Raw genomic sequence first — 17327 nt, forward strand, 5'->3', positions numbered from 1 at the left:
GAAAGGGAGGACGGATGCCCGGGCCGTTTTGCCGTAGCCGGTTCAGGGTTGGTCCGTTCCTCGATCCATGAACCGCTCACCGAGGCCGACAGGCCCGTGTGATCGCATCAGGCTGCTTCATGCCCGAAACGCACGAACTCGTCACGCTCGTCCAGTCGCGGACCCCCATCATCGTCGTCGAATCCATCGAGGAGCAGCGCGTCCTGGATCTGCTGAAGCGGTCGGCCGCGCAGCTCGGGCGCGGACTGTTTCGGTGGACGATCACGCAGGGATTGTGCCGGGTCGGGGAACGCTCGTCGCGCCAGGACGCGGTGCAGGAGCCCGGCGAGGTGCTCCAGCATATCTGGGCGATGCAGATCTCCGGGATCTATCTGCTCGTCGACTTTCATCCTTTCCTCGACGATCCCAAACATATCCGCCAGATCAAGGAAGTGGCGCTGCAGGCGGAATCCCGCCGGCAGACGATCGTCTTCATGAGCCACGCCATCAAGATTCCGGAGGAGTTGCGGCATTTTGTGGCCCACTTCGAGCTGAAGCTGCCGAGCGAGTCCGCCCTGATGCAGACCGTGGCGAAGGTCGCCGGCCAGTGGGCCGAGGAGCGCAAGGACCAGAAGCTGCATATTGACCGGGAGGCGCTCCGGCTCCTCGTTCAGAACCTGCGCGGCCTCACGTTGACCGAGGCGGAGCGTCTGGCGCGGACGGCCATCTACGACGACGGCGCGATCACGCTGGACGACCTGACGGACGTGGCGCGCGCCAAGCATGACCTGCTCAACGGCGAGGGCATCCTCTCGTTCGAGCACAACACGGCGCGGTTCTCGGAGGTGGGCGGGCTCGGGCGCTTCAAGCAGTGGCTCGCGCACCGCCGCGTCGCGTTTTTCGGCGACCCCAAAGCCACGGCCCTGGATCCGCCGAAAGGCATCCTGCTGCTCGGTGTGCAGGGGGGCGGAAAGAGCCTCGCGGCGAAGGCCGTCGCCGGCACGTGGGGCATCCCGCTGCTCCGCCTGGATTTTGGCGCGCTGTACAACAAGTACCACGGCGAAACCGAGCGCCGCACGCGCGAGGCGCTCCGCATGGCCGAGGTCATGGCGCCCTGCGTGCTCTGGCTCGATGAGATCGAAAAAGGCATCTCCACGGGCGACAGCGACGCCGGCACCTCGAAACGCCTGCTCGGCACCCTGCTCACCTGGATGGCCGAGCGCAGCGCGCCCGTGTTCATCGTGGCCACGGCGAACGACATCCAGTCGCTCCCGCCCGAACTGATGCGCAAGGGGCGGCTGGACGAGATCTTTTTCGTCGACCTCCCGGACCCGGAGACGCGCGGCGAAATCTTCGCCATCCACATGGCCAAACGCGGGCTCGTCGTGGAATCCTTCGATCTGCCGGCCCTGGCGACAGCCAGCGATGGCTTCTCGGGCGCCGAGATCGAGCAGGCGATCGTGGCCGGGCTCTATTCCGCGCAGGGCGGCTCCGGCCGGCTGGATCAACAGATCCTGGTAGACGAACTGCACACGACGCGCCCCCTATCCGTCGTCATGAGCGAGCACATCGGCGCGATGCGCGCCTGGGCGAACGAACGGACCGTGCCGGCGCATTAAATGGTTCAAGGTTCGAAGTTCAAGGTTTAAGGAAAAGGACCTTGAACATTAACCCTTGAACCTTCAATCGATCGACCGTACGTGCCCACGCAGGGCGCTGCCGAGGGCGAGGAGGGCGCCGGCGGCGACGAGGGCCAGGGCCGCGTTGAGGGTGATGCTGGCGGCGATGGGGGTGAACGCCACCAGGAGACTGGCGAAGAGGATCAGCCACGGCACGAGCGCGAGGCCGATGCCGGCGATGTCGAAAAACGAACTCCGGTTTCCGGGGCCGAGCATCACCTGGTCCAGGTCGGGCCAGCCTTTTTCGTTTCTGGGGGGATTCTTGAAGCTGTGCGCGCCGTGGAAGATCATAGAAAAGATATCCGACATTACCCGCTCGTGCTGGAAGTAGCCCGAGTGGCTGGGGCCGGGCAGGCCGAGCAGGTAATTCGAGACCTGGACGTTATCGACCATCAGCAACGGAGCACTGCGCGACGACGCGCTGTCGATGGCGCCGCTGATGATGTCGGCACGGTCCCAGAAATTGACCCAGTGGATGGTTGCCTTCCTGTTTTTGGCGAAGGGAACGGTGCCGATATCGCCCCGGATATCGTCGACCACCCGGTTGTAGCGGTGGTATTTGCCGGTATGACTCTCGAAGAAGTAGTGGATCTTGTCGATCGGACTGGCCAGCGTGATGAAGTGGTCGATGACGTCGAGGCGTAAGGAGGCCTTGAATGGATTTTCGGCGTTTTCCGCGCGGTTGATCCGGCCCAGTTCCAGCAGGCAGTCGTATGCGATGGCCGAGCCCAGGCTGTGCCCGACCACGATGACGCGGCCGCACGCCGGGTCGCTGAGGACGTGGCGCATCAGGACGGTGCCGCGTTCCAGGATCTCCGTCCGCGTCTTGTGCTTGTCGTCGGTCTCCTGGTAGGTCGTCCACAGCTGCACGTCGCCGACATAATCCCGCAAAAATCGCCGCATCGCGATGGCGGAGATGAGCAGGAGTCCGAACGCCACAAACGGATGGGGTGCGTAGGGAACGAGTTCGATGATGTATTGCAGGGGCGAGACCGAGAGATAGGGCTGCAGCAGTTCGATCTGCAGATAGGACATGCCCTCGGTCAGCATGGCGATCGTGCGGAGGAGGCTGCCGATCGCCGCGATGCCCAGGATCGTGATGGCCAGCAGGATGGTGAGGAGCACCATCATGTTGTAGATCTCGGACAGCACATAGGCGCGGCGCCATTTTTTCGCCAGCTGGATGCGCCGCTGGTCGTCGTCCTTCGGGTTCGCTTCCGTCAGCCATTTGAGGAAGGCGCGGAAGCTTCCTTTTTCGAAGGCGCGGCGTTTGTCGGGCTCCTCGAACGCATCGTAGCGGTTCAGGATGTACTGGTACTCGCTGTCGGAATACGCCGGCGTGCTCGCGCCGCGATCGGCCTGCCACATGGCATACAGGGCCGCCCGTCGGAGCCGCGCGCGATCGCGCCACGGCGAGCGGATCGTCTGGGCCGGCGTCTTGAACTGGACCAGCAGCCATTTGACGACCGAGCGGGCGGACGACTTGCCGGCGGCGAGCGGCGCCCAGTAGGCCTCGTAGAAGCGGTAGGCCGTCGTGAACCCCTCCGGCTGCGCCGCGCCGCGGTCGTAGTAGGCCCGGATGTAGGATAGCCGCTCGTCCGGCGTCACCCGGCTGGGTTCGAGCCGCGCCTCGATGCCGCTCAGCTTGGCCACGGGGATGCCGTCGAGAGGGGTGTCGCGCTTTACGTACGAAAGCCGGTCCAGCGCGTCGACCAGGCGGGAGATCTCCTCGTAGCGTCGCTGCGCGCCCATGCCGTGAAAGTACACGATAGCGGTGTACTGCTTATCTTGCGGCGCGGTCTCCGCCGGCGGTGGGGGCGCGTTGTCTGGTTTTTTTGAAGCAGGCATGTGGGTTCCGTGTTGGGCTCACAGAGTACAGATGTACAAAACGTTTCGCAATCGAACAGCCATGATTACACCTCCTTGCCTTACGCGCCTCCTGCGTAATCCGGCCATGCTGCTGCTGCTCGTGGTCGCCGCCCCGGTCTTCGCCCAGCCGGTGGTCCTCCGTCCGGCGCGCGTGTTCGACGGCGACACGATGCATGAGGGATGGGCCGTTCGGGTGGAGGAGGGGCGCATCACGGCCGCCGGTCCCGCGCGCAACGTGCCGACTACCGGGGCGCAAGAGGTCGATCTCGCCGGCCTCACGCTGTTGCCGGGGCTCATCGAGGGGCACTCGCACGTGCTCCTGCATCCGTACGACGAGACCTCGTGGAACGACCAGGTGCTCGTCGAATCGGAGGCGGAGCGAGTGGCGCGGGCGACGGTGCATCTGAAAAACACGCTCATGTCCGGCTTTACGACGATACGCGACCTCGGCACGGAGGGGGCCGGCTACGCCGATGTCGGCCTCAAGACAGCCATCGAGAAGGGCGTCATTCCAGGGCCCCGGATGCTGGTGGCGACGCGGGCGATCGTGGCGACCGGCAGCTACGGGCCGAAGGGCTTCGCCGATCAGGTCGAGGTGCCCCTCGGCGCCGAGGCGGCCGACGGGCCCGACCTCGTGCGCGTGGTGCGCCATCAGATCGGGAAGGGCGCGGATGTGATCAAGGTTTACGCCGACTACCGGTGGGGCCTCGGCGGCGAGGCTATGCCGACGTTTTCGGTGGAAGAGCTGACGACGATCGTCGAGACGGCCCGGAGCAGCGGCCGCGCCGTCGTCGCGCACGCCGGCACGGCGGAGGGGATGCGGCGCGCCGTCCTGGCCGGCGTCGAGACGATCGAACATGGCGACGGCGGGACGCCGGAGGTCTTCGCGCTGATGGCCGAGCGCGGCGTTGCGTTGTGCCCGACCCTCGCGGCCGTCGAAGCCATTTCACGCTACGGGGGATGGAACGGCCAGTCCCCCATGCCCGAACGGATCGTCACGAAACACGCCATGATGCGGCTCGCGATGGACGCCGGCGTCACCCTGTGCGCCGGCAGCGACGTGGGCGTCTTCGATCATGGCGATAGCGCCTGGGAGCTGGAACTGATGGGCGCGTACGGCATGGCGCCGCTCGACGTGCTGCGCGCGGCTACCTCGGTCAACGCGCGCCTCTTTCATATCGACGACCGGGTAGGCTCCATTCAGCCCGGACGCCTGGCCGACCTCATCGCCGTGGACGGCGACCCGTCGAAGGACCTGTCCGCACTGCGCCGGGTGAAGCTGGTCATGCTCGAGGGCCGCCGTGTGCGGTAGGATGGCCTCCTCCCCATACCGGACGCTGATTTGCGGATAGCGTCATCGCCCGGTCAAGCCGGGGGCAGGAGGCTCCCAACCTGATTGGGGATGCCTGCGACCGCCCCGCCTTGTTTGGATCCCCGCATGCGCGAGGATGACAAACGAACCGGCCAGCCGGCGGACTATGTCCTTTCTGTCACAACCGTTCAGGAACGGGGATTGCCGCCGAATCCCTGTAGTGGCGGCTGCGGATCATCGATCCGCGCTGGAAGTACTGTGCGAAACTTCGCCTGGCTGCCTGTTCGTGTTGCATCTAACCGGGGCCGACGTGACGCTCTCTGGCCATACATCGCAAATCTGCTCGGGCATCGCCCGGTTTGGTCTGCTGGCTTTCGCCACGCTGACGATGGCTTCCTGTCTGCGTTTCGACCCGCCGCCGATTCATGCCGTGCTCGTCGATCAGTCCCAGCTCTACCCGCGGATGCAGGTGCAGGACTGGTACAAACTCCTCCATCAGTCGGCGATGGGCAGCGCGCACCTCGGGGCCGACAGCAGCGCGATCTACAACTATCTCCTCCATGAGTGGGAATCCCTCGGGCCGGCGCGAAACGAGCGGATGATCGAATACATCTCGCCGGACAGCCAGATGGTTCGGCTCAACCTGAGGCCGTACAAGGAATCCGGGGGCACGCCGGCGGCCGTCTACGCGATGATGGCGGTCTCCTGGAAGGCGTTTACGCCCTCCGTCGATCGCCTCGAAGGCTACCTCGCGCAACTCGTCTTCATGGCCGAGCACGGCGACGTATGGCTCAACCCCGACGTGCTGGCGGCCTTCCTCGAGGAACAACGCGCCCGCGACTACCCGGCCGTACATCATTCCGAGATCTACGAGCAGGTCTACCACCCCGCCTATCGCGTCGTGCTGCGGAGCACGCTGCCGCGCTGACTTACCACGCCACCTGGCTCAACGCCTGGACCCCCTCGTCCGTGTTGAAGTAGCTGAGGTGGTGGCACGGGGCATCCATGATGATCGGCCGCGGCGTACGCGTCTCGTTCACCTGTTTGATGCTGTCCACGCTCACCGCGATGTCGTTCGGTTTTCCCTTGAAGAGCGCGTCGGCGGTTTTGCTGCGGCCGATCTTCACGACGAACTTCTTCAGGAAGCCGCGCTGGGCGGTTTCCGGCACCTGATCCACGTTGCCGGCGACGATCGAGTAGCGGATCCCCGGGTTGGAACTCGGGTCGTTAAGGAGCGCGAGGAAGTTCGACGACGGATTCATCTGCTCCAGGGTGGGGGTGATGTCCTCGCTGCCTTCGAGCAGGGCGTTGACGCTGCTGAAGAGCGTGCCGAGGAACGGGATCACCGTCGGCACGAAGTTGACGACGACGCCGGTGATGCGTTTCAGCGCTTCGCGGGCCTCGATCAGCTCCCCGAACGGCGATCCGCCGTTGGGCGTGCCGGCCATGACGAGGTGGTCGACGAACTCGTGCCCGCTCAGGCGCTCGATCATGCAGCGCGACACGAGTCCGCCCATCGAGTGCGCCAGGATCGTGAGCGACTTCCCGTCATCCTTGCCGAACCCCGCTTCCTCCAGCTGCTGCTTGAGCGTTCGGGCCGTCTCCTCGATCGGGGTATTCAGGTTTTCGTAGTCGTAGGTGAGCACCGCGTCGAACTTGTGCTGCAGGCCGCCGGCGATATTCGCGAGGCCGGGAACGATCGTTTTGGTGTCGCCGATGATGCCGTGGACGACCAGCAGCACCTTTTTTGCATCCTTGACGCGATCTTTCGCGCCGTCTTTTTTGATGTCCAGGGAGGCGGGATCGACCCAGCCCAGCTTGTTGAGTGTGGCCACGTCCTGGTTCAGGAAGGCCTTGAAGAAATACAGCTTCAGCGCCCGCCCGAGGCTGCGGCGGTTCGCCGTCGACTCCGGGATTTCGTCGATGGTGATGCGGGCGCCGGCGTCGGTCCTTTTCGCATCCCCGACCATCACGAAGTTCTCGCCGTCGAACGCCAGGGGCAGCAGCATCTCGTTGGGGTCGAGATCGACGGTCATCGTCATCTGGAGCGGGTTCGTCGCGAGGTCGGCGTCGTTCTCGATATCGGTCAGCTCAAGCACGTGCGCCGGCGCAGCGTCGCCGCGAGTGCGGCCGGGCGAGACGAGCGACAGGCCGGCGTGTTCGAGGGCTTCGTAGTAGGCGCCGTCGCTCGTGGCCCCGCGCGTGTCCGACGAAGCCGTGGCGGTGTTGACCTTTGCCTTGAGCGACGGGTGCGGATCGATCGTAAGCCCGAGGGTGTCGACCTTCACCGGCTCCTCGCCCACGGTCTTGTTCTGACGGACAATCTTCACGCGCCACGTCTTGGTGAACCAGTCGTTCGTCGGTTCGATCTTCCGGTCGTCGTGCTTGCGCTCGCCGCGCGTCGACTGGAAGTATTCGCCCAGGTCGAACCCGTCCATGGCCAGCAGCTGATCGTCGATGCGCTCCGTGCTCACGATCAATTTGTACCACACGGTCTCCTCGTTGAGCGATTTGTCGAGGAAAAGCGAACCCTTGTCCAGCACGGAAAACGTCTGCCCCGGAGGGATCGGTTCGTTGGCGTTCTGCCGGATCTTGAATTCTCTTGAGAAATAGAGGAGCAGGGCGTGCAGTTCGCGGCCGGTTCGATTCCGGACCTGGAACTGCGTGTTGATGTCGAACGCCGCGTCGTCATTGCCGTCCGGGGCGCGGTACGTGAGCACGACTTCGTTGTCGTTGTACAGGTTGTCGGTCTCGCCGAGTTCGAGCACGCGCTCCTTTTTATCCGGGAACGGCCGGCCCGACGGATCGGTCAGGCAAATTTCGTAGCGATCCTCCCCGCCGTCGTCGCGGGTCTCGACATACTGGATCTGGAATTTCGCCGTGTCGAGCGCCGTGCTGTTGTTCTGGAGACGCAGCGCCCGCTCCCAGGCGACGACGGGCTTCAGCACCGACGAGAGCATCACGTCGGCCGCTTTGGCCGGCTTGACATCGGTGTCGCGAACCCCCTGGATGAACTCCTTCGTGTCCCGCTGGGTGAGGCGGTAGTCGCCTTCCGCCGCGGTCAGCGTGTAGCGGGTTCCTTCGGGCTCGTCGACGAACGCGGCGCCGATCGAGGGATCCAGGGCGTTCTGGATGGCGCTGATCGCCTGCGCATCGCCTTCGATATGGATCGGCTCGGGCGGGATGGGCAGGCTCGTGATCGCGGCCTTGAACTGAGCCTGCTTGTCGCCGGCCAGCTCCTCGGGCATCGCGATCGCACTCTTCTGGATGCCCACCTGGGTCGTCCGGGTTTGCGCGACCACGTCGCCGGCGTCGTTATACAGGGTGAGCTCCGCCGGCTTGTCCGCGTCGCTGGGCAGGTTGTGCACGGCGCCGCACTCGACCATCCAGGCCTGGTCGCGGGTGTCGAAAAAGACCAGGTGGCGCGTCTGGCGACGCACCGTGGAGCCGAGGAAGGTGGTGTAGCTGTTGAAGTGGCCGTAGGTCTGGAACTGGGGGTCCTGCTTCTTTTGCTCGCGCATCATGGCGCGGGTGCGGGAGAAGAGTTCGGCGTAGGTAATGTCCGTGCCGTGCAGGTCGAACACCTTTTGCAGGCTGAACGAAAAGAGGCCGCGTCCCTTTTTTTCGTAGGCGGACTGCGTGCGGTCGCACGCGGCGAGGAGGATATGCTTCGATTTCGGGACGTCGAAATCCGGCGACGTGACGGCGCTGGCGTAATTCAGGCGGAGCAGGTCGCTGTGGAGGTAGGAGTCGATCGGGCGCTCCGTCTCCATGCCGAGCGTTGCCCGGGGCACGGCGCCTTCGACCTCCTCGACGCTGCGCGTGGCGGAGCCGGAGTGGCAGCAGTCGAGGATGGCCGCGATGTGCGGGTTGTTGCGCTCCAGTTCCTTCAGCAGGAGCGCGATCTCCTTGTCGCCCAGGTCGTAGGCGTCGGGCTTGCTGCGGCTGTTGTAGCAGACGAGGCCTTCGTCGTACCCATCCGGGAAAAACGTCGTGAACGCGTTCGCGGCCTTCCAGCGGGCGCCGTGGCCGGCGTAGACGAACAGCGCGACGTCGTCCTTCCCGGCCTGGCCCAGGTGTTTGCGAAACTGCTCGATCAGATTTTCGCGCGTCGCGTCGCTGTCGGTCAGCTTGAGCAGCGCCAGATCCGCGGTGTAGTTCGACTTCAGGAAATCCTCGTAAAAGCCGATGTCGTTGACGCAGCCTTTGAGGTTGGAGGCGTTCGACTGGGAGTAGTCGTTGATGCCTGCGAGTAGCGCGTAGATCTTGCCCATGGGTCTCTTGTGGCCGGGGGTAGGTGGATGAGCCGGTAGCGGAAAGTAGGCGTGTATGTTTGCAAATGCGACCGGAAGACGCACCTGATACACATCTTTTTCCCCCACGTCGGCTCAAACACCCCGGACAGACCCCTTAAAACGCCGGCAGCGCCTCCCCGTGCGACCGCACCCAGGCCGCGTGAAGCTGCTGGAGCTGTTGCGTCATCGGCCCGATGGCGCCCTGGCCGATACGCCGGCCGTCGACCTCCAGCACCGGCGAGAGCTCGCCCATCGATCCCGTCGTGAACATCTCGTCGGCGGTGTAGACCTCCGTCATGGAGATGTTTTTTTCCTGCGCGGGGATGCCGTTGTCGCGGCAGAGCTGCAGCACCAGGGCCCGCGTGATGCCGGGCAGGCAGGCGTCGGGATGCGGCGTCAGCACGACGCCTTTTTTGACGATGAAGATGTTCGTCGCGTTGGTTTCGGCGACGAAGCCGTAGAGATCCAGCATGACCGCGTCGTCCACGCCGGCGAAGTTCGCCTCGATTTTCGCGAGGATGTTATTGATGAGGTTGTTGTGGTGGATCTTGGAATCGAGGCTCGATGGGCTGTTCCGGCGGATGGAGGACGTGATGAGCCGGATGCCGGCGGTGCTGTAGACCGGCGGCTTCCACTCGGCGACGATGATGAGCGTCGGGCCGTACTGGTTGTTGGTCGGGCTCATGCCGGAGGTCACCTTCTTGCCCCGCGTCAGGGTCATCCGGATGTGGACGCCGTCGCGCATGCCGTTCGCCTTGAGCGTCTCGAACAGGGCTTGCCGGACCTCGTCGCGCGTGGGGACCTCGGCGAAGGCCATGGCGTGCGCCGAGGCGAAGAGGCGATCGAGGTGAGCGTCGAGTTCCGAGATGCGGCCGTCGTAGACGCGCAGCCCCTCCCATACCGCGTCGCCGCCCTGGACGACGCTGTCGAATACCGAGACCTTGGCCTCCTCGCGCGGATACAGGCCGTCGCCGACGTAGATGAGGATGTTTTCGTTTCGCGGATCAGGGATTTTTGCCATAGCTATCGGGCCGGTGTAGGGGCGGACGGCCGTCCGCCCGAATCGTGATGATCGGGGCAAAGGATGCAGGGGCGAACGGCCGTCCGCCCGTGGGATCAGGCCTGGATGGCCCGGGCGAGCAGGCGCTCGTAGTGGGGCCGGCAGGCGTCGAGCAGCGGTTTCAGGCGATCGGGGAAAGGATCGCTTTTTTCGCTGTACCGGGCAAAGGTAGTGGATTGATGGACGTTGTGGTACCAGTGCGGCGCCCATACGCCGTCCTCGGGTTTCGGGCCGGTCGGCCAGGCCAGCATGCCTTCGTCGAAGGGGAGGTCCAGGTGCCGGCAGAGTTTTTCGAGCACGCCGCGCGGATTCAGCAGCAGCGCCCTGGCGTCCAGGATGGCGGGCGTCTGCCCGCGCGCCGTGAGGTCGTCGAGCAGTTGCGTCTGCCGGGCGAGGCCGGTGTCGCGCAGCGTGGGCTCGGGGATCTGGTTGATCAGCGACGGCAGCATCTGCTCGGGGTCCCGCACGAGCATGATGTTGACGGTGTCGTCGAGGAACGACAGGTCGAGATCGACCAGGTGGTGCGCCATGTGCTTCAGGAAGGCGTTGGGCCGGTCGTAGGCGCCGTAGACGACGCGCTGGATGACCCTGGCGCCGTCGTTTTCCATGCCGGCGAGGACATCGTTGCCGCCCGGGTGTTCGGCGCCCGAGACGCGCAGGTAATGCGCGTAAAGCGGTTCGTCGACGACCCGCGTGTCCGGTCGCTGCCGAAAGGCATACATCAGCGCCGTCGACACGTTGCGCGGGCCGGACCAAAGACAGATGATGCGGGATTCAGGTTGTGCCATGTTCACGTTGTGTCAGGTAGAGCGTGATGACGCCGTCGCCGATTCACCGGACATACGCGATCGTCGCCGGCCCGTCGGGCATCGCGCAGATGCGCGCCTCCGGGCCGTAGCGGTCCATGAGCATGGCGATCGTCTCCGGCACGTCGCGGCACGGCGTAAAGAGGGCGCGCCGGATCTGGTCGTCGGACAGCCCTTCGCTGTAGACGAACACCTCGGCGCGTAGCTGGACCTGCGCCTGCACCTGCACCTGCCACTGATCCTGCTCGCCGAAGCCGGGCCGCGCGAGCATGTCCAGCACCGCCTGCGGCGAGCCGGCTTCCGCCAGCAGCGCGGCGTATCGGCCGTGATCGGGCAGGCCGTCCTGACAGGCCGCGCACATGATGATGGCGCCGCCCTCGCGCACGATGCGGTTGGCCGCGCTCATGCCCTTGACGGTCTGGTACAGGTTCTGATCCAGCGGGTAGCCGCTGTTGCTGACGAGCACGATGTCGTAGGGGGCGTCGACGCCGACCATCACATGGTCGCGGACGTATGCGCGGCCGGCGGCGTGGGCCTCCAGCAGGTCGCCGGCGAAGACGCCGGTGATCGCGTGTTCGGCATTGATCGCGACGTTGACGAGAAACGCCGGCATCGTCATCAGGGCCGCCTCGCGCATCTCTTCCCAGATCGGGTTGCCGTCGATCACGCCCCACGTGGCGTTCGGGTGCGCGATCATAGCGCGACCGTGGTTGGACAGGACGCTCTCCTGGCCGGCCAGCGCCGGCAGCACCGCCTTCGGGCCCCCGCTGAATCCGGCGAAAAAATGCGGTTCGATGAAGCCGGTGTAGACCCGGAAGTCGGCCTCCATCATGGTCTTGTTGAGCCGCACCGGGTTGCCGCGCGACGTCGTACCCACGGGTACCAGGCCGGCGTCGTCGAACGCGTTGTGCTGGGCGCAGCGGTAGCGGTCGACGATGGCGTCGCCCAGCATCGTGCGCAGCTCGGCGTCGGTCTGCTGCCGATGCGTGCCCAGGGCGTTCAGGAGCGTTATGTCTTCCCGGCGGACGCCGGCGGCCTCCAGTTCGGCCAGAACGACCGGCAGGATGCGCTCGTTGGGCACCGGGCGCGTGATGTCGCTGTGCGTGACCACGACGCGATCCCCGCGTTGAACGCGTCGCGCCAGGGGCTCGGAGCCGTACGGCGCGCGCAGGGCGTGTCGGATGCCGGCGGCCTCGTCCGCCAGGCCGGCGACGGCCGCGGCGCGGATGACGTCGGTGCGGGAGGGGACTTCGAGGTCGAGCCCCGTGCGGCCGTAAGCGAGCGTGATTTTCATGGCGTCGTGCTTGGGCGATCGGATCGATCTCCGTACTTTCGGGCGGCCCCGGAGCACGCTGGCTCCCGGGCGCGAGGTCCTAATATACTCTCCGGGAGGTCCCCGTAGTGCAGCCCTATCTGACCGCCAGGCTCAGCCTGATGATGTTTCTACAGTTCTTCATTTGGGGCGCCTGGTACGTCACCGTCGGCAATTACATGGCGGCGAACGGGCTATCGGAGGTCATCCACTGGGCCTATACGGTCGGCCCCGTCTCGGCGCTCATCAGCCCGTTTGTGGTGGGCAATCTCGCGGATCGCTTTTTCTCCACGGAGAAGGTGCTGGTGGTGCTCAACCTGCTCGCCGGCGTGGCGATGCTTGCGGCCGCACAGGTCGGCGGCGCCTCGGCGCCGCTGTTCATCGGCCTCCTCTTCCTCCATACCATCTGCTTTTTCCCGACGATCGGCCTGACAAGCACCCTCTGTTTCCACAATATGAACCATCCGGAGAAGCAGTTTCCCCGGGTGCGGATGTTCGGATCGATCGGATGGATCGCCGCCGGCGTACTGGCGAGTCTGGTGCTGGGGGCGGATGAGACGGCGCTGCCCCTGCATATCGCCGGCTACTCGGCGCTCGTGATGGGGGTCTACTGCCTCTCGCTGCCCGCCACGCCGCCGAAAGGGGCCGCCGTGGGCGTTACGTGGCGGCAGCGGCTCGGGCTCGATGCGTTCGATCTGCTCAAGAAACGGCCTTTCCTCGTGTTCGCGCTGTGCGAGCTGCTCATCTCCATTCCGCTATCGACCTATTACGCGTACGCGCCGGTCTACATCAACGCCGCCGGCATACCCGATCCGGGTTTTCAGATGTCGTTCGGCCAGATGACGGAGGTGCTCTTCATGTTCTTCATGCCCTGGGTGCTGCTGCGGCTGGGCGTGAAGCGTATGATCCTGGTGGGTTTCGTGGCCTGGGTGCTGCGGTTCGCCTTCCTCGCCGCGGCGGCGCCGGGCAGCGTCTATGCCTTCATCCTCATCGGCATCCTGCTGCACGGCATCTGTTTCGACTTCGTCTACATCGCCGGCCAGATCTTCGTCGACCGGCAGGTGACGCCCGCGACACGCGGTCAGGCGCAGGGCCTGCTCGTGATGCTGCGCTCGGGGATCGGGCTGCTGACGGGCGCCCAGTTCGCCGGCTGGCTCTTCAACGTGCTGCTCGACGGCGACCTGACCCGGATGCCGGCGTGGCAGCTCTTCTGGGCGATCCCGGGCGTCATGGCGCTCGTCATCCTGCTCGGTTTCGCCGCCTATTTCAACGAAAAGGAAACCGTCAAAGCCTGAACGGGCTCAGGATCCGCTCAACCGGGCGCGCACCTGTTTCCAGCGGTAGGCGTCCAGCTTTTCGGGCTGGTGCGAGAAGCAGGCCTCGAGCCAGGGCTCCACTTCGAGCAGCCAGATGTCCTGCAGCTGGTCGGCGAGGTTGTCCCGCATGAAGTAGGCGATGCCGAGTTTCTTGTTGGGATCCTCGATCTGGTCGTTCAGCTGTTCCAGCACGCCGATCAGCGGCTCCGCGTCGTATCCCGTGTTCTCCAGATAACGCTGGAGGATGTCGTAGCGGGGCGGGAGGTAGATGAAGGCGAACCGCCGGCGGATGATCGGGTCGATCGCCGAGCCGGCGATGGCGCTCATGGTGCCGATCATGTAGGCGTTCGGAGGCACGCGCAGCGTGCGCCCGGCGGCCAGGGAGAGCGATTCGCCCCGGTATTCGAGCAGGTAGACCAGCTCGCCGAGCACCCGGTTCAGGTCGGCGCGGTTGATCTCGTCGACGACCAGCACGCACTCGCCGGAGCGGCGGGCGGCTTTTTCGCAGAACAGCGTGAAATGCCCCATCGCCGGCCGGTCCTGCTCCCGCGCGAGGTCGTACCGCAGCCCGATGAAGTCGTCGTACGAATACCCCGGGTGGAACTGCAGCGTCTCGACGAAGCCGTCGCCGGACTCCGCGAGGTACCGGGCGAGATGGCGGGCGAGGAACGTCTTGCCGGCGCCCGGAGGTCCGCAGATGATCACCTGCTTCTTGCGGCGCACGGTCTCGATCCAGCGCCCCAGCTCGTCCATGTCGAACCCGGTGAGTTCGGCACAGACCTCGAGCGGGTCGCGGTCGAGGGTTTCGTCTTCCACCAGTTCGATGCCGGCTTCCAGGACGACGGGTTCGTCCTCGACGTCGGGCATGTAGTGGTGGGGCAGATAGATGGGCGTCTCCTGCTCCGGTTCCTCTTCCTCGAATTCCGCGTCGATCGCGGGCTCTTCGGCGACCGTTTCTTCGCTCGCCGGCATGTCCGCGACGGGTTCATCCACCGCCGGTTCGCCGTCCGCCTCGGCGGCGTCGACCGTAACCGGTTCCGCCGCCAGCTCGGTGTCTTCGGGATGGTCCTGATCCGGCGCGGTGTCGCGGTCCGCCTCGTATTCAAAGTCGGGAACGCCCGCGAACTCAGGCGCCGGCGCATCGTCCCGGGTGTCGGTCATGCTCCGCCCGCGGAGCAGTTCGTCGATGAACGCCAGGTCTTCCGGCAGCCCCTCGGCGTCGTAGCCGGTGTCCACCGGCACGTCGTCGACGTTCGCCATCACGGTTTCGTCCGATTCCGCCTGGGCGGATTCGTCGGTGTGGGCGACGGTCTCCTCGGATTCGTGCCGGTCTTCCACGGCTTCGGCGACCGATGCCTCGGTTTCCGGGGCGATATCCACCTCGTCGTCTGTCGCGGAAGCTTCCGGTTCGGCAGGCCGCTCGATGTCTGCCGCCGCGATGGGGTCCGGCGCATCGGCCTGGACCTGCGTCGCATCCGTTTCCGACACGCGTTCGTCCACGGCGAGCTCGGCCGGTTCGGCCGGCGCTTCGGGCGCTTCCGGCTCTTCGGAGACGAGCTGTTCGATGGCGTCAAGGTCGTCGTGACCGGGATCGGTATGGATGGCGCCCGTGGTGCCGCCCGACGATGTCAGGATGCGGAGCACCTCGGGGATATCGTCGACGCCGGCGGTGTCTCCCGTGGATTCGGCGGCATGCCCTCCAAGCAGCATGTCGATCGCCCGCGCTTCCTCGGCGAGGGCCTCGGCGTCGCTTTCGCTGAGGGTCGACGAGGCATACGCGTCGGTTTCGAGTTCTTCCTCGTCATCCTGGGGGCTATCGACCGTCAGGTCGGCCGGCGTCGCGGGGATCTCGGCGTCTGGCTCGATGGCGACAGGCGTTTCCGCCTCGGCGGCGGCGGTCGGTGCCGGCGCATCGTCTTCCGCTACTGGTTCGGCAGCCGGCGTCGGTTCGGCGGGCGCATGATCTGTCGCCGGAGCCTCATGTGCCGCATCCGTCGCCGGGGCAGCCGGCTTGTGCGGCGTCTCGATAGCCGGCTCGCCCGGAGCCATGCCGCCGTCTCCCGAGAGCGGTCCACTGACGCCCGCGAGGTCGATCGTCTTCTTGATCGGCTGTTTTCGGAGCCCCTGCTGCGAAACGAACCAGGTGCAGAACAGCGCGAACAGGTCCGTATTCTGGACGCTCTTGACCCCGAAGGCATTGGCGCCGCTGTGGAGGTACCGTACCAGCGCCAGGCCGGCCTCGTTCACTTCGGGGTAGTGATCGATCTGGCTCGTGTAGTTCGTGCCGCTGAAAAAGTTGATGGTGGCGACGGCGTCGTCCGTCGCGATCGTGAAGGCCCCCGGCTTCAGGGCATGGAGCATCGGCGATACGTGCCGGCTCTGGAACGGGGCGGCGTGGACGTTCTGTTTGAACCGGTCGATGTACGCCGTGATGCCGCGCGGGTTGTAGACGCACTGGCGGGTGAGTTCGAGCAGGGCGGTGGCCGCCTGTTCGCGTTCCTGGGAAGACAGCTGCGCGAGCGCGTTGAGGGCATCGTCCATCGCCGGCATCGGATGGATCCAGGCCCCGCTCGACACGTGCTCTTTCCGGTCGACATGCGGCAGGAGGTGGAGGAATACGCGTTCGGTGACGATCTCCCCCAGTTCGTGTTCGGCGACGATATGCGCGAAATGCTGTTCCGCCTGCTCGCGCGCCTTGGCGAAGGCCACGGCGGCGGCGATGCCGGGCGGCGCCGTCATGAACGATTCGAGGAATACCCGGTAGTGCTGGTCGAGCGGCGTCGAGGGCCGGTCGGTCCGGGCGGCCGGCGCGGGCGCCTGTGCCGGGGCCGGCTTCGCGGGCTCTTGCTGGGCGAGCGGGTTGGAGGGGTGAAGAACGGTCGCGTCGGCGTCTTCAGCCTCTTCTTCGGTCCAGAACTCGACGGGTTGGGGCGGCGGCGCCACGCCGACCCCCGCCGGCTTCGCCTGCTGGCTCATGGTCGCACAGACCCGGATCAGGCTCTGGATGTCGATCATGTCGTGCGGTTTGTATTCCGCCAGCGCGTGCTTCAGGCCGTGCGCAAACTCCTTGATCGCGGTATAGGTGTCCGGCGAGGGCTTGCCGAGATACGGCGAGAGCCCGATGTATTTCAGAAACCATTCCGTGGGCTGCGGCTCCACGAAAAATTCCGTCCTCGGATTCGAGAAAAAGAGCAGATAGGTCGGGAAGGTCCAGCTGTTGGGCAGCTCGTGGTCTTCCACATAGCGGAGATACGCCGCGAGCCGCTCCTGCGCCGACTCCGTGCCGTGGAGCAGGTGGTAGATCTGGGCGCAAAAAACGGGTTTGTCGAGCGTCGGGACGTAGAGAATCTCCATGTCGCCATGCTCGGTGCCCGGCCGGTCGAGCAGGTTGGTGGCTTTCCCGAGGCGTTCGAGGCGGTCGATGAACGCGTCGGTGTCCCGGGTTACCAGCATGTGGGCGAGGGTGCTCTCGCTGAGGAGGGCGTTCGCCTTTTTTACGGTCAGCCGCTTCGTGTTGATCTCATCGCGCATGAACGGGCGATACTCGAAGTTCACCCATTCAGGATATTTGCGGCGGATCAGGTCGATGACCTGCGATTTTTGATCGGATGTAATGCTCATGTCTCGATAGTAGCCATAGCGACAGCCCCCGGGCCTTACGTTGCATTCATCACAGGGCCTCCGGAGTTGCGGAGCGAA

At 65.4% G+C, this 17327-nt stretch carries 10 protein-coding genes; 4 read left to right on the forward strand and 6 right to left on the reverse strand.

Annotation, left to right across the window (positions count from 1 at the left end):
- The first annotated feature begins 119 nt into the window (after positions 1-119).
- Positions 120-1598 (forward strand): AAA family ATPase, encoded by a 1479-nt coding sequence (locus R2834_06330; protein ID MEZ4699928.1) that lies wholly within the window; start codon positions 120-122, stop codon positions 1596-1598.
- A gap of 63 nt (positions 1599-1661) precedes the next feature.
- Here the strand turns inward: R2834_06330 and R2834_06335 are convergent, their stop codons facing one another.
- Entirely contained in the window at positions 1662-3506 is a 1845-nt protein-coding gene (locus tag R2834_06335) for a hypothetical protein (protein ID MEZ4699929.1), read from the reverse strand.
- 61 nt (positions 3507-3567) lie between these two features.
- On the opposite strand from R2834_06335, the gene R2834_06340 reads away from it, so the two are divergent.
- Together R2834_06340 and R2834_06345 are read left to right on the forward strand one after the other, a co-directional pair.
- Positions 3568-4839, forward strand: coding sequence for an amidohydrolase family protein (locus R2834_06340; protein ID MEZ4699930.1), 1272 nt, complete (start codon positions 3568-3570; stop codon positions 4837-4839).
- Positions 4840-5125: 286 nt separating this feature from the next.
- Complete coding sequence (locus R2834_06345) at positions 5126-5767, forward strand: hypothetical protein (protein ID MEZ4699931.1); 642 nt, start codon at positions 5126-5128, stop codon at positions 5765-5767.
- Between the two features lies 1 nt (position 5768).
- Here R2834_06345 and R2834_06350 read toward each other — a convergent pair whose 3' ends face one another.
- The 4 genes from R2834_06350 to larA form a co-directional block, all read right to left on the reverse strand.
- The gene (locus R2834_06350; protein ID MEZ4699932.1) at positions 5769-9113 is read right to left on the reverse strand and encodes a caspase family protein; all 3345 of its coding nucleotides are present in this window, start codon (positions 9111-9113) and stop codon (positions 5769-5771) included.
- A 136-nt stretch (positions 9114-9249) separates the two neighbouring features.
- On the reverse strand, positions 9250-10155 hold the full coding sequence (locus tag R2834_06355; protein ID MEZ4699933.1) for an aminotransferase class IV: 906 nt from the start codon (positions 10153-10155) through the stop codon (positions 9250-9252).
- A 95-nt stretch (positions 10156-10250) separates the two neighbouring features.
- On the reverse strand, positions 10251-10982 hold the full coding sequence (locus tag R2834_06360) for a hypothetical protein (protein ID MEZ4699934.1): 732 nt from the start codon (positions 10980-10982) through the stop codon (positions 10251-10253).
- Positions 10983-11025: 43 nt separating this feature from the next.
- Positions 11026-12294, reverse strand: coding sequence for a nickel-dependent lactate racemase (larA, locus tag R2834_06365; GenBank protein MEZ4699935.1), 1269 nt, complete (start codon positions 12292-12294; stop codon positions 11026-11028).
- A gap of 107 nt (positions 12295-12401) precedes the next feature.
- Here larA and R2834_06370 point away from each other — a divergent pair, with 107 nt between their 5' ends.
- Positions 12402-13607: an MFS transporter gene (locus tag R2834_06370; GenBank protein ID MEZ4699936.1), complete on the forward strand. Its 1206-nt coding sequence runs from the start codon at positions 12402-12404 to the stop codon at positions 13605-13607.
- 6 nt (positions 13608-13613) lie between these two features.
- Here the strand turns inward: R2834_06370 and R2834_06375 are convergent, their stop codons facing one another.
- Complete coding sequence (locus R2834_06375; GenBank protein MEZ4699937.1) at positions 13614-17249, reverse strand: AAA family ATPase; 3636 nt, start codon at positions 17247-17249, stop codon at positions 13614-13616.
- Positions 17250-17327 lie beyond the last annotated feature (78 nt).

It is taken from the genome of Rhodothermales bacterium, assembly GCA_041391505.1.
GTDB lineage: Bacteria > Bacteroidota > Rhodothermia > Rhodothermales > JAHQVL01 > JAWKNW01.